Origin of the sequence: Williamsia serinedens (assembly GCF_024171725.1) — a bacterium.
GTDB classification, from domain to species: domain Bacteria; phylum Actinomycetota; class Actinomycetes; order Mycobacteriales; family Mycobacteriaceae; genus Williamsia_A; species Williamsia_A serinedens.
In genome coordinates this window covers 412731-435856 of sequence record NZ_JAMTCG010000003.1, presented here as the reverse complement: position 1 = coordinate 435856, position 23126 = coordinate 412731, and the positions used below count along the sequence as shown (strand labels likewise).

Sequence of the window (23126 nt, the reverse complement as noted above, 5' to 3'; positions counted from 1 at the left end):
TGTGCCGGGTCAGCGTGTCGTCTCGACCGCCCGGCCGACGCGGAAGAGCGTCGCCTCCTCGAAGTGACGCCCGACGATCTGCAGACCGACGGGCAGGCCGTCGACCTCACCGCAGGGCACGCTCAGTGCCGGGTGGTGGGTGATGTCGAACGGACATGCGTTGGAGGACATCTCGATCGATACCTGGATCGCGGCCATCGGGCCTGCGGCGGGATCGGGGAGTGGACGCGCGGTCTGCGGTGTCGTCGGCATCAGCAGGGCGTCGTGGTCGCGCAGTACCGCGTCGTAGGCCGCCCGCACCGTGCGGGCGCGGTTGACTGCGCGTGCGTAGTTCAGGCGGCCGTGGTTCTGGTCCACCCACCGTCCGACCAGGGTGAACAGGACGACGTTCGCCGGTCGGCCGCCGACGTCGCCGCGGCGGTCGAACAGGTGCGCCATGAGGTCCGTCGGGTAGTGGTCGAGACGGCCGAACGCGAACCCCTGGTCGCGTAGAACGGTCTCGGCCATTCCCTCGATCGCGATCGCCGTCCACACCGCCGGGGCGAGGGCGTGCAGCGGCACCGACACGTCCTCGACCGTCGCGCCGAGAGAGCGCAGTGCGTCCGCCGCGGAACGCACCCTCGCGTCGACCGCCGGTTCGGCCTCGGGCCCACCGAACCCCTCACGCAGAACGCCGATCCGCAGACCGGAGACCCCGGCGTCGATGTCGGCGAGGTAGTCACCGACGTGCACCTCACGCTGACGGGGATCGACGCCGTCGGGGCCGGCGATGACGCCGAGGAAACGGGCGTTGTCGGCGACGGTGCGGCTCATCGGGCCGACGTGGTCGAACACGGCGTCCAGCGGCGAGGCGCCGGTGCAGGGGACGAGCCCGTAGGTGGGTTTGAGGCCGACGACGCCACACCAGGACGCGGGCATGCGGATCGACCCGGCCTGATCGGATCCGAGGGTGATGTCGGCGTCCCCGGTCACGAGGGCGACGGCACTGCCACTCGACGACCCGGCCGCGGAGTGCCCGCGGCGATTCGGGTTGTGCACCACGCCCGTCGCGGAGGTGTGGCTGCCGCCGGACATGCAGAAGTACTCGGCGGTGGTCGTCCCGACGATCTCCGCGCCGGCCGCGAGCGCTCGGGAGACCACCGTCGCGTCCCGGGTCGGTGTGAAATCGGCGAGGACGTCCGACCCGTTCGTCATCGGCAGCCCGGCCACCATGATGCTGTCCTTCACCCCCAGTCGGAGACCGGACAGCGGGCCATCCGAGGCGCCGGGGATCGATGTACGGACCATCCACGCGTGGTGCGGGTCCTCCTCGGGCGTGGGCACGCGGTACGCGACGTCCGTCCGCGGTACCGGGTCCACCTGCTCGGGGACCGCCTCGACGGCGTCGTACACACCGAGCATGCCGGCGAGCATCCCCGCGTAGTCGTCGGCTGCGGCGGCGACGGCGGGGTATCCGAGTTCCTCGGCGAGGGCGACGATCTGGGCCGGCGTGGGTGCGGGGACGGACATGGCGGGCTCCTCGGGTACGTCGACCCGTGGGCTCCGGGTCGCTCTCCACGAGGGTGTCGTCGAACGCGGACAGGGACGGTCCTCGACCTCTCGACCCGCCTGGGCGGTCGGCTCAGTCCCGTTCGGTGCGCCGGAGCTGACGCTGGTCGCCGAGGGGGCGTCGCGAGGGCAGGCTGCGGGCCTTCTCCCGTGCGGCATCGGTGTCGAGCTGGGCGTGGTGGCGTCGCATGAACTCCGCGGCGATCGCGGTGCCGGTCGCCTCGTCCAGGAGTTCGTCGCCGGTCGTGGTCCGCCAGGCACGCAGACGCGCGGCGAGGTCGTCGCGGATCGCGGCGTGAGCGGGGTCCTCGGCCAGGTTGACCCGCTCCTGCGGGTCGACACGCAGGTCGTAGAGCTCCCGCTCGGGCCGCGGCAGGTCCTGCGAGCCGTCGAGGGCGAGTGCCGACGGGCTGTCGAGGATGTCGAGCGGGAGGCTCAGCGCGGGCCGACGTGCGTAGTTCTCGATGTAGCGGTGGGTGGCTGTGCGGACGGCGCGGATCGGGTCGAAGCTGTCGTGGAAGGTCTTCTCCGTGAAGACCTCGGTGCGCACGGCGGATTCACCTGTGGCGCCGAACATCTCGACGGCGTGGGAGAAGCCCTCCATGTCGTCGGGGACGTCGAGCCCGAGCGCGTCGAGGATCGTGGGGGACAGGTCGACACCGCTGAACAGGTCGTCGTAGCGGTGCGACGGCACGGTCCGCGACGTCGGTGGCCGGATGATGCAGGCGACACCCGTACCCGCCTCGTACAGCGTCGATTTCGCGCGCGGGAAGGCGACCCCGTGGTCGGTGATGAAGACGACCCAGGTGGTGTCGTCGAGGTCGAGCTCGGTGAGCGTCGCCAGCAGGCGGCCCACGGCGGCATCGGCTTTCGTGATCGACGCCTGCAGGCCGGCGATGTCCTCACGCACGGGTCGCGCGTCGGGGAGGAACGGGGGCACGGTGACACCGGCGGGGTCCTCGGGCGGGTACTCGTCGGCGGGGTAGGGGCGGTGGGTCTCGAAGAACCCGGCGGTCAGCAGGAACGGTCCGTCGTGTCCGTGTGCGCGCAGCCAGTCCTGGCTGCGCGCGACGACGTGGTCGCACCGGGAGTCCGAGACGTCCCAGTCGTCGAAGCCGATCCGGGCCGGGTCCGAGCTCTCGTGCTGCATCCCGAACAGCTGCGTGGTCCACCCTGCCCGCGACAGGATGGCCGGCAGCGTCTGCACGTCGTCGTGGTACTCGAAGCCGTGGTGGGCCAGCCCGATCAACCCCGTCGAGTGGGGATAGCGGCCGGTGAACAGAGCGCCGCGTGCGGGCGAGCACAGGGGTGCCGCGGCGTGGGCGTCGGTGAGGAGCACCCCGTCGTCGGCGAGTGCGTCGAGGTGGGGACTGACGACGCCGGCGGCGCCGTAACACGCGAGATGCCGACCGAGGTCGTGCCAGTGGACGAACAGGACGTTCTCGCGTGCGGACGTCACCGGCCCAGTGGTCCGCGCCCGAGGCGGAGCAACAGCATCGCCAGCGTGTGGCCCTCGCTGCCGAGCGAGGAGAACCGCTCGAGGACCTTCACCTCGCGGCTGTAGACCAGCCGTGGGCCGCCGGCCGCCATGCGGGTGCGTCCCACCTGCTTGGAGACGTTGCTGCGGCGGGTGACCGCGGCCAGGATGATCGCGTCGAGCCGGTCGATCTCCTCGCGCAGCTTGTCGATGTCGTCGCCGATGTGCTCGACGTCGGGACCGAGGTCGTAGGCGGACAGGTCGATCCCGGTGCCACCGTCTGACGTGTCGGGGGTGTCCATCCCGCTGATCTTGCCACGGCTGGTACACACGGTCCGTGGCCCTCTCGACCCCGGTGGCGAAGCGTGCGACCCGCGCCCCCGCGCGCCCGGGACGACAGCGTGTCCGCACGCTGCTCGTGGTCGCGGGGGTGGCGCTGGTCGCCCACCTCGCGCTGCGGTGCTGGACCCTCGCCCGCGGCGACTTCTACTGGGACGACGTCATCCTGATCGCGCGGGCCGGCTCGTCCGACGGGCTCGGCTACCTGTTCGACAACCACGACGGACACGTCATGCCCGGGGCGTTCGCGGTCGTCGGTCTGCTCACGGCGCTCGCGCCGCTGAGCTGGCCTGTCGCCGCGGCGTCGCTGGTGCTCGGGCAGGCCGTCGTGTCGCTGGTCGTCGGGCGGCTCCTCGTGCTCGTCGGGGGCGTGCGCCCGGCGACGGTGGCGGTGTTCGTGCTCTACCTGGCGAGCCCGATGACCGTGCCCTCGTCGGTCTGGTGGGCCGCCGGCCTCAACAGCCTGCCGTTCGTGGCGGCCGCCGCATGGGTCGCCGGGGACGCCGTGCTCGCCTGTCGTGCCGTACCGCCGGTGTCGCTCGGGACCCTGGCGGTGCGGTCGGGGATCGTCGCCGCCGTCGGGATGGCGTTCTTCGAGAAGGCCGCACTGATCGGGCCCATCGCACTCGTCGTCGCCGTGCTGTGCGTCCGGCGCGAGGCACTCGCGGGCGGGGCGTCCACGGTGCGGGCGGCGCTGTCGCGGTCGCGGGTGCTGTGGGGCGCGCTCGTCGGGGTGACCGCGGTGTGGGCCGTGTGTTTCGTCCTGCTCGCCCATCCCGCAGCGGGCGACCACTCGCTGTCGCAGACCTGGGCGCTGACGTGGCGCGGTGTGACGCGCGGCGTGCTGCCCGCGCTGCTGGGCGGGCCGTGGTCGTGGGGGCGCTGGAACCCCAGCCCGCCGTTCGGTGTGGTGTCCACCGGGGTGGTCATCGCGTCGACGGTGGTCGTCGCGGCCGTCGTGACCGCGGCGATCCTGCTGCGACGCGGCGCGGGTCTCGTCGTGCTCGCGGCCGTCGGATACGTCGTCGTCGCGCAGGCGCTGGTCTCGTGGAACCGCAGCAGTACCGGTACGGCGCTGGAGTTGGCGCAGACGCTGCGGTATCTGCCCGACTCGGCGGTGGTGATCGCGATCGCGGCGGTGCTGATCCTGTCGTCCCCGACGCGGTGCGCGCTGTCGGGACCCGTGCGTCGTCGGGCCGGGATCGTCGGGGGCGTGGTGACGGGCGCAATCGCGGTCTCGTCGGTCGTCTCGACCGTCGCGTTCACCGACAGCTGGTCGGACAACCCGACGGGCGCCTACCTGCGGACCGCGGCGTCGTCGCTCGCCGACGTGCGGGACACCCCGATGTTCGACCAGGCCCTGCCGCTCGAGGTGCTGCTGCCGGTCGCGTACCCCGACAACCAGATCTCGCGGGTCTTCGCCGGCCTCGAGCACCGACCGCGTTTCGGTGACTGGACCGACCGACTTCTCGTCCTGGATCCCGGGGGCCGTCGGGCCGACGGCGCGGTGACCCGTGCCCGCGCGTTCGCCGCGGGTTCGGGGACGTGTGCCCGTCCCGAGGTGACCGGTCCGACGGCGATCCCGCTCGACGGCCCGCTGATCCGGTGGCGGTGGACCGTCGCGGTCGGATACTGCGCGACCGGCGACGGCCGGATCGAGGTGCGCATCGGGGACAGTGCGCCGGTCACCGTGCCGGTGCGGTCGGGGCTGCACCCGCTGTACGTGCAGGCGCGTGGATCCGGTGACACCGTGTCGGTCCGACCACTCACTCCGGGACTCGGTGTGCACTTCTCGGCCGGTCAGGTCGGTGAGGTGTACGACCCGGCGCTGCTGCGTTAGAACATCTGTGCGCATGGCGCGCGCACCCTGTCCGACCACGCGGGTACTCTCAATCCCTGATGAAATCCGCACCACAGCCGTCGCTTCCCGGACTCACCAGGGGTGATCCGTCGGTCTCGGGGGTGTCCGACGACGCCCTCACCGACCGTGCGCGTGAACTGCTCGACGGGCTCAACCCGCAGCAGCAGGCCGCGGTGCGCCACGCCGGGTCGCCGCTGCTGATCGTGGCCGGCGCCGGGTCCGGCAAGACGGCCGTGCTGACACGTCGGATCGCCTACCTCCTGGCCCAGCGGGACGTCTCACCCGGCGAGATCCTCGCCATCACGTTCACCAACAAGGCCGCCGCCGAGATGCGTGAGCGGGTGGTGTCACTGGTCGGCCCGCGGGCCAACCGGATGTGGGTGTCGACGTTCCACTCGACCTGTGTGCGGATCCTGCGGGCGCAGGCCGCGCTCATCGCGAGCCGGAACTCGAACTTCTCCATCTACGACGCCGACGACTCGAAGCGGCTGCTGGCGATGATCGTCCGCGACCTCGATCTCGACCCGAAGAAGTTCTCACCGCGCGGCGCGGGCATCCACATCTCGAACCTCAAGAACGAGCTGATCGACCCGGCGGCGGCCACCGAGGCGGCGGCCGAGGCCGACGACGACACGCTGGTGACGCTCGCCGACATCTACACCCAGTACCAGCGACGTCTGGCCGCGGCGAACGCCTTCGACTTCGACGACCTCATCGGCGAGACGGTCACGCTGCTGCAGACTCATCCCGAGGTCGCCGAGTACTACCGTCGTCGTTTCCGTCATGTCCTGGTGGACGAGTACCAGGACACCAACCACGCGCAGTACGTCCTGGTGCGCGAGCTCGTCGGGACCGGCGCCGGCGCGGTGACGCCGTCGGAGCTGTGCGTCGTCGGTGACGCCGACCAGTCGATCTACGCGTTCCGCGGCGCCACGATCCGCAACATCGAGGAGTTCGAGCGCGACTTCCCCGACACCGAGACCATCTTGCTGGAGCAGAACTACCGCTCGACGCAGACGATCCTGTCGGCGGCCAACGCGGTCATCGCGCGGAACCCGAATCGTCGCGAGAAGAAGCTGTGGACCGACTCCGGGGACGGCGAGCTCATCGTCGGGTACGTCGCCGACACCGAGCGCGACGAGGCGTCGTTCATCGCCGGTGAGATCGACCGTCTCACCGACACAGGGGAGTTCGCCTACTCCGACATCGCCGTGTTCTACCGGACCAACAGTGGGTCCCGTGCGCTCGAGGAGGTGTTCATCCGGCTCGGCATCGCCTACAAGGTCGTCGGCGGTGTGCGCTTCTACGAGCGGCGCGAGGTCCGCGACATCGTCGCCTACCTGCGCGTCGTCGCGAACCCGGAGGACACCGTCAGCCTCCGACGGATCGTCAACGTGCCCAAGCGTGCCATCGGCGACCGCGCGCAGGCCTGCGTCGCGGTGCACTCGGAGAACGCGGGCATCAGTTACTACCAGGCGCTGATCGACGCCGCGGCGGGAAACGTCCCGATGCTGAACTCGCGCGCGGTGAAGCAGATCTCGGGTTTCGTCGACCTCATCGAAGGTCTCCGCAACGACTTCCTGACGATCTTCGCGTCCGGCGACGCCGAGGACGCGGACACCGTGTCCGTCGACGCCGGCCGTGAGAACGCCGACATCGGTGACCTCGTCGAGGCGATCGTGGCGCGGTCGGGATACCGCGACGAGCTCGAGGGATCGTCGGACCCGCAGGACGGCGCTCGCCGCGACAACCTCGAGGAACTCGTCTCGGTCGCCCGGGAGTTCAGCATCGACGCGGCCGCGCTCGCGCCGGAGGATCGTCCTGATCCCGCCGACGGCGAGCCCGAACCGGGGTCGCTGGCGGCGTTCCTCGAGCGGGTGTCGCTCGTCGCCGACGCCGACCAGGTCCCCGACAGCGAGTCCGGCCTCGTCACGTTGATGACCCTGCACACCGCGAAGGGACTCGAGTTCCCCGTCGTGTTCGTCACCGGGTGGGAGGACGGACAGTTCCCCCACATGCGCGCCCTCGGCGACCCGGCCGAACTCAGCGAGGAACGGCGTCTCGCCTACGTGGGCATCACCCGGGCCCGCAAACGGCTGTACGTGACACGCGCGATGGTGCGGTCGGCGTGGGGTCAACCGGTGTCGAACCCGGAATCGCGCTTCCTACAGGAGATCCCGCAACACCTCATCGACTGGCAGCGCACCGAGCCGAGGCGTCGGGAGCGGTCGTTCGGCAGTTCCGGCGGCTTCTTCGGTGCCGGTTCCTACCGGTCGGGGTCGGGGGAGTCGGGCTCGTCGGGCATGCGCGGCCGGTCGTCGTACTCCTCCGACCCGACGCGCGGTCGGAACGCACAGGTGTCGGTGGCCGTCGGCGATCGCGTGAACCACGCCAAGTACGGGATGGGCAAGGTCGTCGCCAAGGAGGGATCCGGCGCGACCGAACGCGTCACCTTCGACTTCGGCAGCGGGGGCCGGATCACCCTCATGTCCCTCGGGGGACTCCCGGTCGAGAAGCTCTAGACCCGCTGCCCCGTTCGTTGGGCAGTCGGAACCGTCTGGTGGGCAGCGAAGACGTGGGCCGACCCGTGGACGACCGACCGGTGGTTTCGGCTGCCCAACGAACGGCTCCGGCTGCCCAACGGGTGGTTCCGGCCGCCCAACGAACGGCTCCGGCTGCCCAACGAATGGACTTGGCTGCCCGACGAACGGCGTGGGACCGCGGGTGCCTGGGTCGCCGCGAGTGCGTGGTGTGGGTGCGCCTTGAGAGGGCGGTTGCTCAGCCGGTGTAGGCGGGCTGGCGGATGCCGTGCGCGGCGAGCCACGGCGTCGGGTCGATCTTCATGCCGTGCTGCCACACCTCGAAGTGGCAGTGCGGGCCGGTGGAGAACCCGTTGCTGCCGACGGCGCCGATGATGTCGCCCGCCTCGACGTGCTGGCCCTTGCGGACGCCGACACCCGAGTCGTACATGTGGCCGTACATGGTGATGGTGCCGTCGGGCGCCTCGATCTGAATCCAGTTGCCGAAGCCCTCGGCCGGACCCGCCTCGCGGACGATGCCGTCGGTGGCCGCGTGGATGGGGGTGCCCAGCGGGGCGGCGAAGTCGACGCCACCGTGGAACGCGCCCCAGCGGTACGCGAAGCCGGACGTGAACTGGTAGGCGCCGAACGCGACCGGCGACGCGAACAGGGGCCGACGTGCGGCGGCGTCCGCGGCGGCGGCGTCCTTGGCGTACTTGTCGCCCTGCGCGAGCTGGTCGGTGAAGTTCTTCATGTCCGACGGCGCGGTGCCCGGCGTGACGCCGGAGTCGCCCTGCAGTGTCGGATCGACGGGTGCGACGGCGGCGGCCGGGTTGACCCCGGCGTTCGGCGCGTCGGCGGTGTCGGTGTCGGTCGGCTGCGCGGTGTCGATGTGGCCGGTCGCAGCCACGACTGCTGCGCCCGCGGCGACGGCCAGCAGGGCAGCACGTCCCTTGAGGGCCGACGGCGGCGCGGCCAGGCGATGGCGGCCGCCCGAGCGTGCCGGTCGCGCCTGCGGGGTCGGCCGTGCCTCGGGTGCGCGGTAGCCGGTCTCGTCGAGGGTGAAGCGATGGGCGTCGGCCGTCGCCTCGAACTCCACCTCGGCGATGAGGATGTCCTGCGTGACGTCGGCAGGGAGGGGCCGCTGCGGGGTGCGCGGGCGGGGCGCGTCCCACGAGGGGGTGTCTGTGGAGTCCCAGTCGATCGGGATGATCGAGGTGATCTCCTCGGGACGGAGGTCGTCCTCCAGGGTCGTGCTGTCGACGTCGACGCCCGTGTTCCCTCGTACTGCCAAGACTGCACCTTCCGAATTCGACACACGCCCACCCACGCCTGATGCGCGGAGCGTCCGCGTGTGCTGTGCCTTCCGGCTTGTCCCCCACGAATGTGCGCTGTGCTCGCCGACCCGATGATCGCGGTCTCGTCGCTGCGCCCAGGCGACGGTAACGAAATGATTGCAGCGTGTGCAACCGCGGGCGAACGGTTCTTCAGCGATGTGAGCTGCCTCACATTTGACCACGCGGTGCGAGCAGTCGGAATTTTCCGTCTCTGTGCCCGAAATGGCCGCAAAACGGCCCGAACGAGCGCTCGGACGGAGGTCGCGAACGCCGATTGAGTGACCTGGGCCACGTGGATCGGATGCGCGTCCGGTGGCCGCACACCGCGGCGATAACCTCTCTCACGGTGCTCGCGGCCACAGACGAAGCGCGGGCGAATCTGGAGATGGTGAGCTGAATGGATCTCTTCGAATACCAGGCGAAGGAACTCTTCGCCAAGCACGAGGTTCCGACATCCGCCGGCCGCGTGACCGACACCGTCGAGGGAGCTCGGCAGATCGCCGAGGAAATCGGCAAGCCGGTCATGGTCAAGGCCCAGGTGAAGGTCGGCGGCCGTGGCAAGGCGGGCGGCGTCAAGTACTCCGCCGACGCCGACGAGGCGCAGGCCAACGCCGAGGCGATCCTCGGCCTGGACATCAAGGGCCACGTCGTCAAGAAGCTCCTCGTGGCCGAGGCGAGCGACATCGCGGAGGAGTACTACATCTCCTTCCTGCTCGACCGCACGAACCGCACCTACCTCGCGATGTGCTCGGTCGAGGGCGGCGTGGAGATCGAGGTGACGGCCGAGGAGAACCCCGACGCCCTCGCCCGCGTCCCCGTCGACGCCGTGAAGGGTGTGGACCTCGCGTTCGCCCGCGAGATCGCCGAGAAGGGCAAGCTCCCCGCCGAGGTGCTCGACGCCGCGGCCAACACCATCCAGAAGCTGTGGGAGGTGTTCATCGGTGAGGACGCCACGCTGGTCGAGGTCAACCCGCTGGTGCGCACCCCCGACGACCAGATCCTGGCCCTCGACGGCAAGATCACGCTCGACGCGAACGCCGACTTCCGCCAGCCCGACCATGCGGAGTTCGAGGACAAGGACGCGACCGACCCCCTCGAGCTGAAGGCCAAGGAGAACGACCTCAACTACGTCAAGCTCGACGGCCAGGTCGGCATCATCGGCAACGGCGCGGGCCTGGTCATGTCGACCCTCGACGTCGTCGCGTACGCCGGTGAGAAGCACGGCGGCGTGAAGCCCGCCAACTTCCTCGACATCGGCGGCGGTGCGTCCGCCGAGGTCATGGCGGCCGGACTCGACGTCATCCTCGGCGACTCGCAGGTCAAGAGCGTGTTCGTCAACGTCTTCGGTGGCATCACCGCGTGCGACGCGGTCGCCAACGGCATCGTGTCCGCGCTGAAGATCCTCGGCGACGACGCGAACAAGCCCCTCGTGGTCCGGCTCGACGGCAACAACGTCGAGGAGGGCCGCCGGATCCTCGACGAGGCGAACCACCCGCTCGTCACCCTGGCCGACACCATGGACGCCGGCGCCGACAAGGCCGCCGAACTGGCGAGCAAGTAAAGGACGAGCAGACATGTCGATTTTCCTCACCAAGGACAGCAAGGTCATCGTCCAGGGCATCACCGGCGGCGAGGGCACCAAGCACACCAAGCTGATGCTCAAGGCCGGCACCCAGGTCGTGGGTGGCGTCAACGCCCGCAAGGCCGGCACCACCGTCAGCCACCAGGCCAAGGACGGCTCCGACGTCGAGCTCCCCGTGTTCGGGTCGGTCTCGGAGGCCATCGAGAAGACGGGCGCCGACGTCTCCATCGCGTTCGTCCCGCCGAAGTTCGCCAAGGACGCCATCATCGAGGCGATCGACGCGGAGATCCCGCTGCTCGTCGTCATCACCGAGGGCATCCCCGTGCAGGACTCCGCGTACGCGTGGGCCTACAACAAGTCCAAGGGCGAGAAGACCCGCATCATCGGCCCGAACTGCCCCGGCATCATCACCCCGGAGGAGTCGCTCGTCGGCATCACGCCGGCGAACATCGCGGGCAAGGGTGGCATCGGCCTCGTCTCGAAGTCGGGCACCCTGACCTACCAGATGATGTACGAGCTGCGGGACATCGGCTTCTCGACGGCCATCGGCATCGGCGGTGACCCGGTCATCGGCACGACGCACATCGACGCCATCGAGGCGTTCGAGGCCGACCCCGAGACCAAGGTCATCGTGATGATCGGCGAGATCGGCGGCGACGCCGAGGAGCGTGCCGCCGACTACATCAAGGCCAACGTGAGCAAGCCCGTCGTCGGCTACGTCGCCGGGTTCACCGCGCCTGAGGGCAAGACGATGGGCCACGCCGGCGCCATCGTCTCCGGCAGCTCCGGCACCGCGCAGGCCAAGAAGGACGCGCTGGAGGCCGCCGGCGTCAAGGTCGGCAAGACGCCGACCGAGACCGCCGAGCTCGCGCGCGAGCTGTACAACGCTCTCTGACATCTGTTTCCGACGACAGCCCCGCCCGGTCCCGGGCGGGGCTGTCGTCGTCTCCGGGGGTGTCGCGCCTACCGTCGAGGCATGACCTCCTCGATCCCGTCGACCACCACGTCGATCGCCGCCACCGCGCCCGGACCCGTCGACGCCGACACCTCGTTCGTCGTCGTCGAGTCGGAGACCCCCACGCCGACCGGGCACGACCTGCTGGTCGCCGTGAAGGCCGTTTCGGTCAACCCCGTCGACGTCAAGGTGCGCAGTGGGTTCGACGCGGACGCGGCACCGAAGGTGCTGGGGTTCGACGCGGCCGGTGTCGTCGTGGCCGTCGGGCCCGACGTGACCACACGGGCGGTCGGGGACGAGGTCTTCTACGCCGGGTCGATCGCCCGGCCCGGCACGAACACCAGCCACCATCTCGTCGACGAGCGGGTCGTCGGCCGCAAGCCGTCGTCGATCGACTTCGCCGAGGCGGCCGCACTGCCGCTCACCTCGATCACCGCCTGGGAGGCGCTGTTCGAGGTGTTGGAGATCCCCGAGGGCGCGTCGGGCACCGTGCTCGTCAGCGGGGGAGCAGGCGGGACCGGGTCGATGGTCACCCAGCTCGCACGAGCGCTCACCGACCTGACGGTCGTGGCGACGGCGTCGCGTGACGAGTCGCGGGAGTGGGCGACCCGGATGGGCGCGCATCACGTCGTCGACCGCCACGATCTCGTGTCGTCGGTGCGGGAGGTCGCCCCCGGCGGCGTCGATCACGTCTTCTCCGCGTTCTCCGACGGCAATGTCGAGGCCTACGCCGAGCTCCTGCGGGTGCGCGGCGCGGTCGTCGCGATCGACGACCCCGAGGGACTCGACACCATGCCGCTGAAGTCGAAGAGCCAGAGCTGGCGGTGGGAGTTCATGTTCACGCTGCCGCTCCAGCAGCCGGAGAACGACGCCCAGGCCCGGCTCCTCGACCGCATCGCCGACCTCGTCGACGAGGGTCGGATCGTGTCGACGATGAACCGCACGCTCTCGCCCCTCGGCGTCGACACGCTGCGCGAGGCGCACCGGATCCTCGAGTCGTCGGGCACGGTCGGCAAGGTCGTCATCACCGCCGACTGATCACTCGCCGAGCGTGCACCAGATCTCGTCGAGAGTGCACCAGATCCCGCCGAGCGGGCAGACGGTCAGCGATGTGTGCCACGACTGCACGGTCGCTGGGATCTGCTGCACGGCCGACGGCATCAAATGCACGCTCGGGGAGGGGTTTGGGTCCACTCGGCGAGGGGTTTTGGCACAGTCGGCGAGTTCCAGCCGGGGATCAGCGTGCGGCGACGATCTGTTCGCGGAGGATCTCGGCGTGCCCGCAGTGCTGCGCGAGCTCACGGAGCACATGAAGGTGTGAGTCCCAGAGCGGGTGCGGGCGCCGTCCGGTGACGATCGTGTCCAGGCTTGTCGACGCGATCGCCAACCGAGCATCCGCGCAGGCGGTGAGATACCCCGACAGCACGCTCGCGATGGTGTCGGAATCGTCGAGGATCCACGACTCCTCCGCGGATTCCGGAAGACCCATGTCGGCGCGCGAGCGTCCGGTGATGTCCTGGTCGTACCAGACCCTGTGGACGAAGGTCACGTGCTTGAGCAGGCCGAGCAGCGTCGTCGCCGACGGGACGAGCGACCGGCGCGCCTCCTCCTCGGTCAGGTCGTCGAGGTAGTGGGCGAGGAGATCGCGGTGCTCGTCGATGTACGCGTCGAGGCTGCGCCGGGTCGGGTGCCCGGGATCGCCGGGGCCGGCTGTCGAGTCGTCCATGCGACCAGTACAACCGAACCCCGGCGATCCCGTGGTGTCAGTGGCGGGAGTGTCCGTTCAGCGATGCGTCGGGCACCCGGCGTCGGTTGATCATCTCGCGCACCTGGTGTTCGAGCTCGTCGGTCGCGAGCGCACCGCCGGTCCCACTGCGGCCGAGGCCGTTCCCGCCCAGCATCGGGTCACCGCCGAAGTCGGACTCGAGGTCGGCGACGGAGTAGTGGCGACGCCGCTCACCGTCAGTTCCGTCGCGCATGTCGTCGTGATCGACGTGCTCCGCGTTCCGGCGGCTGTCGCTGGGGGCCGACGTGTCGTCGGTCGTACGCCCATCGGCCGCACGGTCGTCAGTGGTCTCGTCGTCGATGGGCTCGGCGTTGGAGTCGAGGCCGTGGGCGGCGAGGATCCGCTCGCGGTCGGCCATGCCCTTCTGCATCATCGCGCCCTGGGCGGCCGCCATCATCGTCGTCTTGCCGGCGAGGATGCGGTCGAACTCCTTGCTCTCGCGCCACCGCTTGCCGACGAGCATCGTCACGATGCCGAGGACCGCGTAGCCCGCCATCAGGAGGAACGGCTGCCAGTAGGGCTCGCCGACGCCGTACAGGACACGCTTGATCATCTCGGTGATGCCGTGTCCGACGACCAACGGGTTCAGATCACCGAAGATCCGCGGGACCATCCACACCGGGTAGGCCGCGCCGGACGACGGGATGGAGAGGAAGACGAACATCGTCAGCGCGATGGCGGTGATGAAGCGACCGAAGAAGTACGCGAGGCCGTTCACGGCGAGTCCGATCGCGAGGATCCACAGGAACGACACCCCCATCATCTGCCAGATGTGTGCGCTGCTGTAGACGCCGAGCACCAGCGACGCCAGCACGTTGGTGATCACCGACGCGACCAACGCCCCGCCGGCGAGGATCCCGACGCGGGTCAGGTGGCTCAGCGGGTTGCCCATCATGCCGATGAACATGGCCACCATGTAGCCGCCGATGCACCAGGACAGCATCAGGTACATCGCGCCCATGCCGTAGGAGTCACCCGACGGCAGGGGAGCGATGTCGGTGATCCGCGGTGTCGTGCCGGCCTGGCTGAACGCGGTGGTGAACGTCGACTTCATCAGCTGCGCGGCCTGGAACTGGTGGGCGCTGGCGATGGTGACCTCGGGGGCACCCGTCCGGCTGGTCGGGAACTGCACCGCCGCCGCGGCGCTGCCGTCGCGGACGGCCTCGGTCGCCTGGTCGGTGTCCTGATAGAAGCGGAAGTCGAACATGCCGGGCGAAGCCTGGGTGAATTTGTCCGTGAACTGCGACGCCGCGGGTGAGTTCACGACCGCCACCGGCGCGTCGTGGATCTTCGGCGAGTGGAACGCCCCCAGGTAGCAGAAGCAGAACATGAACATGAAGAAGATCGGCAGCCACATCTGGAGGCCGATCATCTGCAGCGCCGGGGGCAGCTTGCTGTACTGCTTGCGCCACCGCGTGGTCACCGAGGAGAGCATCGCAGAGTCCCTTCATCCGATCCGGGAAAAGTATGAGTGCATGCTACAACTACGTGTAAACCCCAACTAATTCCCGAGGGGGTCGTCACGACGCCAACGATCCGCCGAAGATCTGCCAGGCCAGGAGTGACTTCGCGATCAGGCTGAGCACGAGGTAGGACTTCTCGCCGAAGGCGTAGCTGCGCCACGGACCGATCTGGCGGTACTGCAACCACTGGTTGACCGCGAAGGTCGAGAAGAAGATCAGCAGGGACACGAACACCCCGACGACGAACCCGGGGACGCGACTGCCCGCGCCGACGAAGTTGACGACGATGACGATCCACGGCACGACGCCGGCGACGCAGCCGAACCAGAACGGCAGCATCGTGGTGTGCTCGCGGCCGGGTGGGTTGGCGCGCTCCTGCAGCCAGCCGAACAGGATCATCGCCACGTTCGCGCCGAACACCGCGATCACCGCGTCGATGTTGGTGACGCCGAAGTAGAAGGCGATCAGCACGATCATGATCGACGCGCTGACCGAGTACTCGATCCATCGGAACCGATTGATCCCGCGACGGAGGTCGTTCTCGTAGAGCCTGCGCCCGACCGTCGCGGTGACGAGGTGGTCGATCGCGGCCAGGGCGAGGAACACCGCGATCGCGACGCCGATCGAGACGTCGAACAACTTCTCCGGGGCGGGCGGGGCGGTACCCGGCGGCCCGACGGGGAACGTGGAGGTGACGGTGATGGAGAACCCGTTCGCCAGCACGAGCACCGCGACCGCCTGCGCGGCGTGCAGGACCGTCAGCCCGATGTTCCACCGCCACAGGCCTGCCAGTCGTTCGTCGGTCACGCCGCTCGCGATCGCAGTCATGCGGTGGACGCTATGCCCGCCCCGGTCGGCGGTACAGGTCTCCGACGACACCGCCGGGCGATCGAGACCTGGGTCTCGCCGCGGTCACGGACGGATCAGATTCCGAGGCGCTGCCGCTGCGCGGCGACCTCCTCGCGGTACCGGGCGACGTTGGCCATCTTGATGTCCTCGTACCCACGGACCATGTCGGGCAGGGCGAGGAGCGCGGCCGCGGCCGTGAGGTCCTCGTCCCCGACGCCGCCGTCGGCGATCGCCGACGTGACGCATGCGACCAGTGCCCGGTACTCGTCGACGAGGTCGCGCTCGGTGCGTCGGATCTCGGTGCGGCCGAACGGGTCGAGTACGGTGCCGCGGAGCCGCTTGAACCGTGCCAGGCCGTGCAGCGCCTTCTGCGTGGTCGGTCCGAGCGCGATCTTGCGACGCATGCCCATGGCGCGCAGCGCAGGCGGGTGCAGCCGGACGGCGACGCGAGCGTCGTCACCGAACGTGGCGGCGACCTCGCGCGCGAACTCGTCGTCGGCGGACAGGCGGGCCACCTCATACTCGTCCTTGTAGGCCATCAGCTTGTGCAGACCGCGTACCGCCGCACCGGTCACCGCCACGGACCCCAGTCGCTGCTCGGCGACAAACAGCCCGTGGACGTCGTCGACGTATCGCCGTGCGTAGCGCTCGCTCTGGTAGCCGACCAGATCGTCGACCCGGGTCAGCAGAGCCGAGCGCAGATCCTCGTCGAGGTCACCGAAGCGAGCGATCTGCTCACGCGCGAACACCGACGGCTCGCTCAGCGGCGCAGGGGGCCGCAGTGCGTCGACGGCGGCCGTGACCGCCTCGGGGTCGGCGGCGAGCTGGCGCCCGCGGCGGAACGCCTGGACGTTGGCGTCGACGGCGACGCCGTTCACCCCGATGGCTCGTTCGATCGCCGCGGCCGAGATCGGCAGGGCGCCGGTCTGATATGCGACGCCGACCATCAGCATGTTCGCGAACTGCTCGTCCCCGAACAGGGCGGTGGCGGTCGCGGCCGCATCGACGAAGATCGCCCGCGCGACGTGTTCGGTCACCCGGTCGACGATGCTCGACCGCGCCGGGAACCCGACCGCGGTGTCGATCACCATGGCGCCGGTGGGGATCTCGCTGGTCGACACGACGGCGACGGTCAGCTCGGGATCGGCGACCCTGAGGTTCACCGGGTCGACGCCGACGAGCGGGTCGCAGGCGAGGTAGAGGTCGCAGTCACCCGTTGCGACCTTCGCGGCCTGGTCGACGTGCGGACGCGTCGCGAGCTTCAGGTCGCCGACGACGGCCCCGCCCTTCTGTGCCAGGCCGGTCATGTCGACGGTGCGGGCGTGCAGGCCGTCGAGCGAGGCCGCGGTCGCGAGCACCTGGCTGACGGTGACCACGCCGGTGCCGCCGATGCCCGTGGTCCGCATCCGGAACCCGTGCTCCGACAACCTCGACGATGCCGCCGGCGCCACCGGGAGCACGTCGACACCGATGTCCGCGACGCGGCGACGGGAGACGCCCGATCCGGGGGTGACGGTGACGAACGACGGGCAGTCGCCGTCCAGGCAGGACATGTCGAGGTTGCAGGAGCTCTGGTCGATGCGGGTCTTGCGGCCGAACTCGGTCTGGACCGGGTGCACCGACAGGCAGTTGCTCTTCTGCCCGCAGTCGCCGCAGCCCTCGCAGATGCGCTCGTTGATCATCACGCGGGTCGTCGGGGTGGGGGTCGTACCCCGCTTGCGGCCACGGCGCTTCTCGGCGGCGCAGTGCTGGTCGTGCACCAGAACCGTCACGCCGTCGACGGCGGCGAGTTCGGTCTGCACTGCCAGCATGTCGTCGCGGTGGCGGACCGAGACGCCCGGCGCGAGGTCGAGTGTCCGGGTGCGGTCGGGGTCGTCGGAGGTGACGACGACGCGGGACACGCCCTCCGCCACGAGGAGTCGGGTGAGCTCGCCGAGCCCGCGCGCACCGACCGCGTCCTGACCGCCGGTCATCGCCACGGTGCCGTTGTGGAGCAGCTTGTAGGTGATGCGCTCGCCGGAGGCCACCGCCGCGCGCAGCGCGAGCGACCCGGAGTGCATGAAGGTGCCGTCGCCGACGTTCTGCACGAAGTGCTGCTCGCCGACGAACGGCGCGATGCCCAGCCACTGGGCGCCTTCGCCGCCCATCTGGGTGACGCCGGTGATGTCCCCGACCTGCGCGGGATCCATCAGCAGGACCATGGCGTGACAGCCGATCCCGGCGCCGACGAGGGTGTCGGGGGTGACCTTGGTGGAAGTGTTGTGCGGGCAGCCCGAGCAGAAGTAGGGCGTCCGCACCGCGAGCGGGAGTTCGATGCGGGTGCGCCGACGGCTCTGTCGCTCCAGCCAGGCCTCGGCGGCGGGCACGTGGTGCACGCGGGCGAGTCGGTTCGCGAGACCTCGGGTGACCGCGTCGACGTCGAGTTCGCCGAAGCGGGAGAACAGGGTGGCGCCCTGCTCGTCGGTCTTGCCGACGATCGACGCGAGCCCACCGGCGCGGGCGCGGTCGAAGAGGATGTCGCGCATCATCGTCTCGATGAAGTCGCGCTTCTCCTCGACGACGATGATCTCGTCGAGACCGGACACGAACTCGTCGAGGATCGAGCGCTCGAACGGGTAGACCATCCCGAGCTTGAGGATGCGGATGCCGAGGTGGCCGAGCTCGTCGTCGCCGATCCCGATGAGCCGCAAGGCCTCCCGCACGTCGAGATAGGTCTTGCCGGCGGCGACGATGCCTATGCGGTCGTCGGCGGTCCGCTGCACGATGCGGTTCAGCCTGTTCAGCCGCGCGTACTCCTCCGCGCGCGGCTTGCGGATGGTCAGCTGGTTCTGCTCGAGCTCCATCAGCTCCGCGCCGAGCAGGCGACCGCTGGGGATGTGGGGGCTGTCGCCGAGTGCCCCGAGGTCGGGGACGATGCGGTCGGGCGAGACCTCGGCGGTGGACGCTCCGTCGGCGACGTGGGCCGAGATCTTCAGCGACGTCCACAGTCCCGAGACCCGCGACATGATTGCCGCATGGACACCGAAGTCGAGGATGTCCTGCGAGTCGGCGGGATAGAGGACCGGCATGTAGAGGTCGGCCAGGGCCATCTCCGACGCGCACGGGACCGTCGAGCTCTTCGCGCCGGGGTCGTCGCCGACGAGCGCGACCGCGCCGCCGCGATGGTGGGTGCCGATGAGGTTCGCGTGCCGCAGCGCGTCGGAGGCGCGGTCGAGGCCGGGTGCCTTGCCGTACCAGTAGCCGACGACGCCGTCCCGGGGCGTGCCGTCGGCCGTCGGGGCGAGTGAGGCGACGCGCGCGGCCACCTGGGAGCCCATGACGGAGGTGGCGCCGAGCTCCTCGTTGAGGGCGGGCCGGTGCGTGACGTCGAGCGGGGCGAGCAGGGCACGACGGCGGGCGAGTTCGAGATCGAAGCCGGCGAGGGGGGAGCCCTCGTAGCCGGAGACGAAGGAGGCGGTGTGCAGACCGGCGCGGCGGTCGATGCGGGCGCGGTCACCGATCATGCGGACCAGCGCCTGGATGCCCGTCAGGTAGACGGTGCCCGACGAGCGCGTGTAGCGGTCGTCGAGGGAGTACCGCGCACGCGGCTGCGGGGCGTCGCCGCCCTGCGGTGTGGGTTCGGTCGTGAGGGTCATGGGGTCTCCTGGCCTGCTCATATGTGTCCGGCCTGTGCTCGGGGTGGTGAGCGTGGGGCCGGAGTGTTGTGTGTCGGTGTCCACACCGTATGTCGCGACGTGACCGCTGTCACTCGGCGGGCCGGGGGATGATGTCGCGGTGACCGACACCGACGCGATGACCGCCTTCGACCGCTTCGTCGCCCAGTTGCCCCCGCAGGCGCGGCCGGCCGAGGGGTCGCTGGTCGCCGACGACCCCGTGGACGGCTACTCCCGCGTGTGGGAGTGGAGCGTCGAGAACCCCGCCGGTTTCTGGCGCGCGCTGTGGGTCTTCACCGGCATGCACAGCCGGTCGGACGAGCAGGTCACAGAGACCACCCCGCTCGACCGCGTCCTCGCCTCCGGCGTCATGCCGGGCGCCGTGTGGTTCCCGGGTGTCGAGCTCAACTACGTCGACCGTGTCCTCGCGTCCTGCGCCACCGCCGACGGCGAGGCCGCGGCGATCGTCGGCGTCGACGAGGACGGCGGGCGCACCGTCCACACCTGGGGGGACCTTCCGGGTCGGATCGGTGCCGTCGCGCAGTGGCTGCGCGAATCCGGTGTCCGGCGGGGCGACGTCGTGGCGGCGTACCTGCCCGACATCGCCGACGCCATGGTCGCGTTCCTCGCGACCGCGTCGATCGGAGCGGTGTGGTCGGGGTGCGGCGCCGACTACGCACCCGAGGGCGCGGCGGCCCGACTGGGGCAATTGCGGCCCGTCGTCCTGATCGTCGCCGACGGCTACCTCTTCGGCGGGAAGTGGCGTGACAAGCGGGCCGACGCGCAGGCCCTCGTCGACGCGATGGACACCGTGACGACCGTCGGTGTGATCACCACCGCCGACGACGCGCAGCCGTGGACGCTCGGCGGGGTCACCAGAGCGGACCTGCACGACGTCATGGCGCACCCGGTCGATCCCGTCGTGGAGGCGGTGCCGTTCGACCACCCGCTGTGGGTGCTGTTCAGTTCCGGCACCACCGGCCGGCCGAAGGGCATCGTCCACGGCCACGGGGGCGTCGTGCTCGAACACCTGAAGGTGTTGGTGCTGCACGCCGGGCTGGTGCCGGGCGACGTCTTCTTCTGGCACACCGCGCTGAGCTGGATGATGTGGAACTACCGCGTCGGCGGCCTGCTCGCGGGCGTCGGCGTCGTCTGCTACTCCGGGTCGCCGCTGTATCCCGACGCCGACCGGCTGTGGCAGATCGTCGAGTCCGAGCGCGTCGCCTACCTCGGCACGAGCCCCGGCCAGATCCAGGCGTCGCGCAAGGCCGACCTGCGGCCCGGCGAGGCGCACGACCTGTCGCGGCTGCGCACCGTCGGCAGCACGGGGTCGACGCTGGCCGCCGACCTGTTCGAGTGGATCCCCGACGCCGTCGGCGTCGACGTCACCGTGTCGTCGGTGAGCGGCGGGACCGACGTCGTCACCGCGTTCGCCGGCGGGTCCGTCGGCATCCCGGTGGTGCCCGGCGAGCTGTCGGTCCGCTACCTCGGTGTGGCCCTGCACAGCTGGTCCCCGGATCGCCGCGCACTCGTCGACGAGGTCGGGGAGATGGTGATCACGGCGCCGATGCCGTCCATGCCGGTCGGGTTCTGGGACGACGAGGACGGATCCCGGTACAGGGCGGCCTACTTCGAGCACGAGTGGGAGGGCGAGCGGTCGTCGGAGCCCGTCTGGCGGCACGGTGACTGGGTGACCGTGACGTCCCGGGGGTCACTGGTGATCCACGGTCGCAGCGACGCGACCCTCAACCGGCACGGCATCCGCATGGGCTCGGCCGACATCTACGAGGTCGTCGAGGCCGTCCCCGAGGTCGCGGAGGCCTTCGCCCTCGGTGTCGACGGCCCGGAGGGGGCCTACTGGATGCCGCTGTTCGTCACCCTGATGCCGGGCGGGGACCCTCTCGACGACGGTCTGCGCGACCGCATCCGCGACGCGATCCGCACGCGGCTCTCCCCACGCCACGTCCCCGACGAGATCGTGGAGGCGCCGGGGATCCCGCACACCCGCACGGGCAAGAAGCTCGAGGTGCCGGTGACCGGGATCCTCGCCGGACGGACCGACGTCGCCCTCGACCCGCGGTCCGTCGACGATCCCGACCTGCTCGACTTCTACCGGGAGCAGGGCGCGGCGCACCGCTGGTGACCTGCGATGACGAACAGCTGTACGGCAGCGAAGGGGCGTCGTCGGGCGGGACCGGTACGTTAGCGTGGCAGTACGCCCGGGCGCCGGTGCGAGCCTGCGCCCGACCAACTGATCTCGGTGAGGAGAGTGCAGTGACGTATCCATCCGGTGGGGGCACCGACGAGAACTCCGGCGCGACGCCGTCGCAGCCGGGACAGCCGCAGTCTCAGCAGTCCGGCGGCCAGGCCGGTCAGCCGACCGGGGGCCAGTCCTACGGCGGCCAGCAGTACGGCGGGTCCTCCTACGGCCAGTCCTACGGCACGGGTCAGACCCCGTCGGCCCAGGGTTACGGCGGTCAGCAGTACGGCGGTCAGCAATACAGAGGACAGTCCTACGGGTCGTCCCCGTACGGCCAGCCGGGCGCGCAGACAGGTGGATACGGCACCAGCGGATACGGCGGCCAGGCAACGACGGGTCAGCCCACCGGGTACGGCGCGCCGAGCGGCTACGGCCAGGGCGGCCAGCAGGGGTACACCGGTCAGCAGGGCTACACGGGTCAGCAGGGCTACGGCTCGCAGCCGGGATACGGCGGCTCGACGGGTTCGCCGTACGGACAGCAGGGCGGCTACGGCCAGGGGTACGGCCAGCAGCCCGGCTACGGCCAGCAGTCCGGCGGCTATGGCCAGCAGGCCGGCGGCTACGGCCAGCAGGGCTACGGGCAGTACGGCCAGCAGGGTGGCGGATACGGCCAGGGCTACGGACAGCAGCCGCCGAAGCCCAAGCGGGCTCCCGGGCTCCCCGCCGACATCGGCAAGTACCTCGTGTACGTGATCGGTGTCCTCGGCATCGTCAACCTCTTCCTCGGGTTCACCACCGCGGTGGAGTTCGCCGACGGCAGCGACGCCTCGAGCACGCTGTTCCAGTCCGTCGTCGGGTTCCCGCTCATCGCGCTGGCCGCCGCGGGCATCCTCGCCCTGACGACGTTGCTGCCGAAGCTGACCGGCACCGTGAGTCCCGTCGTCGCGTCGTTGGCGCTGGTCGGCGCTCTGGTGACGCTGTTCCAGCTGGTCACGCTGCCCGACGTCGTCAGCGCGTCCATCGGGCTCATCCTGCTGCTCGTGTTCGGCATCATCGAGGCCATCGCGGCCGTCGTGTGGCTCCTCGTCGACGGCGGCGTGCTGAAGACCGCACCGGCCGTCGCCGGCTCGTCGGACGCGGGACAGTCCGGCACCGGCACCCCGACCACCACCACGAGCACCCAGGCGCCGTCGTCGGCCCCGACCCAGGCCTACAGCTACGGCGGTGCCACCGGCACCGCGACCGGGTCCGGCACGGCCACCGGCAGCACCGGTGCCACCGGCACCTCCGCCGGGTCCGGCACCTCGTCGTCGACCGGGTCGACCGGGTCGACCACCGACACCGGCTCGACCGGTTCGACGTCCGGTTCGCCCACCGCGCAGCCGACCGTCGGCCTCGGCAAGCCGGCGGGGGAGTCCTCGTCGTCACCGACGCCGTCGACCGGTGTGCCCGGCGCTCCGACAGCGGGCCCCACGGGCACGACGCCGCCCGCGTCGCCCTACGGCGACCGCACGCAGTCGTTCCCGGAGCAGACGTCGGGGTCCTGACAAGCCACGG

The 23126-nt window shown here is 70.4% G+C and carries 16 protein-coding genes; 7 read left to right on the top strand and 9 right to left on the bottom strand.

What is annotated here, in order from left to right:
• Positions 1-9 precede the first annotated feature (9 nt).
• From LX12_RS09440 to LX12_RS09430, 3 genes are all read right to left on the bottom strand, one after another.
• Positions 10-1509, bottom strand: a complete 1500-nt coding sequence (locus tag LX12_RS09440) for an amidase (RefSeq protein WP_253654272.1) — start codon at positions 1507-1509, stop codon at positions 10-12.
• Between the two features lie 112 nt (positions 1510-1621).
• Entirely contained in the window at positions 1622-3007 is a 1386-nt protein-coding gene (locus tag LX12_RS09435) for a sulfatase family protein (protein ID WP_253654271.1), read from the bottom strand.
• Positions 3004-3327 carry a chorismate mutase gene (locus tag LX12_RS09430; protein ID WP_253654270.1) on the bottom strand — a complete coding sequence of 108 codons (324 nt, stop codon included), beginning with the start codon at positions 3325-3327 and terminating at the stop codon, positions 3004-3006. Before LX12_RS09430 ends, LX12_RS09435 begins: the two co-directional genes overlap by 4 nt.
• 35 nt (positions 3328-3362) lie before the next feature.
• Between LX12_RS09430 and LX12_RS09425 the strand changes: the two genes are divergently transcribed.
• Together LX12_RS09425 and LX12_RS09420 are read left to right on the top strand one after the other, a co-directional pair.
• The gene (locus tag LX12_RS09425) at positions 3363-5204 is read left to right on the top strand and encodes a hypothetical protein (RefSeq protein WP_253654269.1); all 1842 of its coding nucleotides are present in this window, start codon (positions 3363-3365) and stop codon (positions 5202-5204) included.
• 59 nt (positions 5205-5263) lie between these two features.
• The gene (locus LX12_RS09420) at positions 5264-7747 is read left to right on the top strand and encodes a UvrD-helicase domain-containing protein (protein ID WP_253654268.1); all 2484 of its coding nucleotides are present in this window, start codon (positions 5264-5266) and stop codon (positions 7745-7747) included.
• Between the two features lie 256 nt (positions 7748-8003).
• On the opposite strand, the gene LX12_RS09415 is transcribed toward LX12_RS09420, so the two are convergent.
• Positions 8004-9038, bottom strand: coding sequence for a M23 family metallopeptidase (locus LX12_RS09415; protein ID WP_253654267.1), 1035 nt, complete (start codon positions 9036-9038; stop codon positions 8004-8006).
• Positions 9039-9478: 440 nt separating this feature from the next.
• Here LX12_RS09415 and sucC point away from each other — a divergent pair, with 440 nt between their 5' ends.
• The 3 genes from sucC (at position 9479) to LX12_RS09400 (ending at position 12656) form a co-directional block, all read left to right on the top strand.
• A complete protein-coding gene (gene sucC / locus LX12_RS09410) occupies positions 9479-10642 on the top strand; it encodes an ADP-forming succinate--CoA ligase subunit beta (RefSeq protein ID WP_253654266.1) in 1164 nt (387 codons plus the stop codon).
• Positions 10643-10655: 13 nt separating this feature from the next.
• A complete protein-coding gene (sucD, locus tag LX12_RS09405) occupies positions 10656-11558 on the top strand; it encodes a succinate--CoA ligase subunit alpha (protein ID WP_253654265.1) in 903 nt (300 codons plus the stop codon).
• 81 nt (positions 11559-11639) lie between these two features.
• Positions 11640-12656 carry a zinc-binding alcohol dehydrogenase family protein gene (locus tag LX12_RS09400; RefSeq protein WP_253654264.1) on the top strand — a complete coding sequence of 339 codons (1017 nt, stop codon included), beginning with the start codon at positions 11640-11642 and terminating at the stop codon, positions 12654-12656.
• Here the strand turns inward: LX12_RS09400 and LX12_RS21965 are convergent, their stop codons facing one another.
• The 5 genes from LX12_RS21965 to LX12_RS09380 form a co-directional block, all read right to left on the bottom strand.
• Positions 12657-12779 carry a hypothetical protein gene (locus tag LX12_RS21965; RefSeq protein WP_301284355.1) on the bottom strand — a complete coding sequence of 41 codons (123 nt, stop codon included), beginning with the start codon at positions 12777-12779 and terminating at the stop codon, positions 12657-12659.
• A gap of 76 nt (positions 12780-12855) precedes the next feature.
• A complete protein-coding gene (locus LX12_RS09395; protein WP_253654263.1) occupies positions 12856-13344 on the bottom strand; it encodes a DinB family protein in 489 nt (162 codons plus the stop codon).
• 37 nt (positions 13345-13381) lie between these two features.
• Entirely contained in the window at positions 13382-14839 is a 1458-nt protein-coding gene (locus LX12_RS09390; RefSeq protein WP_253654262.1) for an ABC transporter permease, read from the bottom strand.
• A gap of 85 nt (positions 14840-14924) precedes the next feature.
• Positions 14925-15695, bottom strand: a complete 771-nt coding sequence (gene heR / locus LX12_RS09385; protein ID WP_253654261.1) for a heliorhodopsin HeR — start codon at positions 15693-15695, stop codon at positions 14925-14927.
• A gap of 95 nt (positions 15696-15790) precedes the next feature.
• Entirely contained in the window at positions 15791-19351 is a 3561-nt protein-coding gene (locus tag LX12_RS09380; RefSeq protein WP_253654260.1) for an indolepyruvate ferredoxin oxidoreductase family protein, read from the bottom strand.
• 157 nt (positions 19352-19508) lie between these two features.
• On the opposite strand from LX12_RS09380, the gene LX12_RS09375 reads away from it, so the two are divergent.
• Both LX12_RS09375 and LX12_RS21960 read left to right on the top strand, forming a co-directional pair.
• Positions 19509-21512: an acetoacetate--CoA ligase gene (locus LX12_RS09375; RefSeq protein ID WP_253654593.1), complete on the top strand. Its 2004-nt coding sequence runs from the start codon at positions 19509-19511 to the stop codon at positions 21510-21512.
• Between the two features lie 131 nt (positions 21513-21643).
• A complete protein-coding gene (locus LX12_RS21960; RefSeq protein ID WP_308213990.1) occupies positions 21644-23116 on the top strand; it encodes a DUF5336 domain-containing protein in 1473 nt (490 codons plus the stop codon).
• Positions 23117-23126 lie beyond the last annotated feature (10 nt).

Bases quoted from the DNA above. Each gene is read 5' to 3' on its own strand.
- LX12_RS09440 (WP_253654272.1), bottom strand. From the start codon at position 1,509: ATGTCCGTCCCCGCACCCACGCCGGCCCAGATCGTCGCCCTCGCCGAG.
- LX12_RS09430 (WP_253654270.1), bottom strand. From the start codon at position 3,327: ATGGACACCCCCGACACGTCAGACGGTGGCACCGGGATCGACCTGTCC.
- LX12_RS09420 (WP_253654268.1), top strand. From the start codon at position 5,264: ATGAAATCCGCACCACAGCCGTCGCTTCCCGGACTCACCAGGGGTGAT.
- sucC (WP_253654266.1), top strand. From the start codon at position 9,479: ATGGATCTCTTCGAATACCAGGCGAAGGAACTCTTCGCCAAGCACGAG.
- sucD (WP_253654265.1), top strand. From the start codon at position 10,656: ATGTCGATTTTCCTCACCAAGGACAGCAAGGTCATCGTCCAGGGCATC.
- LX12_RS09400 (WP_253654264.1), top strand. From the start codon at position 11,640: ATGACCTCCTCGATCCCGTCGACCACCACGTCGATCGCCGCCACCGCG.
- LX12_RS21965 (WP_301284355.1), bottom strand. From the start codon at position 12,779: ATGCCGTCGGCCGTGCAGCAGATCCCAGCGACCGTGCAGTCGTGGCAC.
- LX12_RS09395 (WP_253654263.1), bottom strand. From the start codon at position 13,344: ATGGACGACTCGACAGCCGGCCCCGGCGATCCCGGGCACCCGACCCGG.
- LX12_RS09390 (WP_253654262.1), bottom strand. From the start codon at position 14,839: ATGCTCTCCTCGGTGACCACGCGGTGGCGCAAGCAGTACAGCAAGCTG.
- heR (WP_253654261.1), bottom strand. From the start codon at position 15,695: ATGACTGCGATCGCGAGCGGCGTGACCGACGAACGACTGGCAGGCCTG.
- LX12_RS09380 (WP_253654260.1), bottom strand. From the start codon at position 19,351: ATGACCCTCACGACCGAACCCACACCGCAGGGCGGCGACGCCCCGCAG.
- LX12_RS09375 (WP_253654593.1), top strand. From the start codon at position 19,509: ATGACCGCCTTCGACCGCTTCGTCGCCCAGTTGCCCCCGCAGGCGCGG.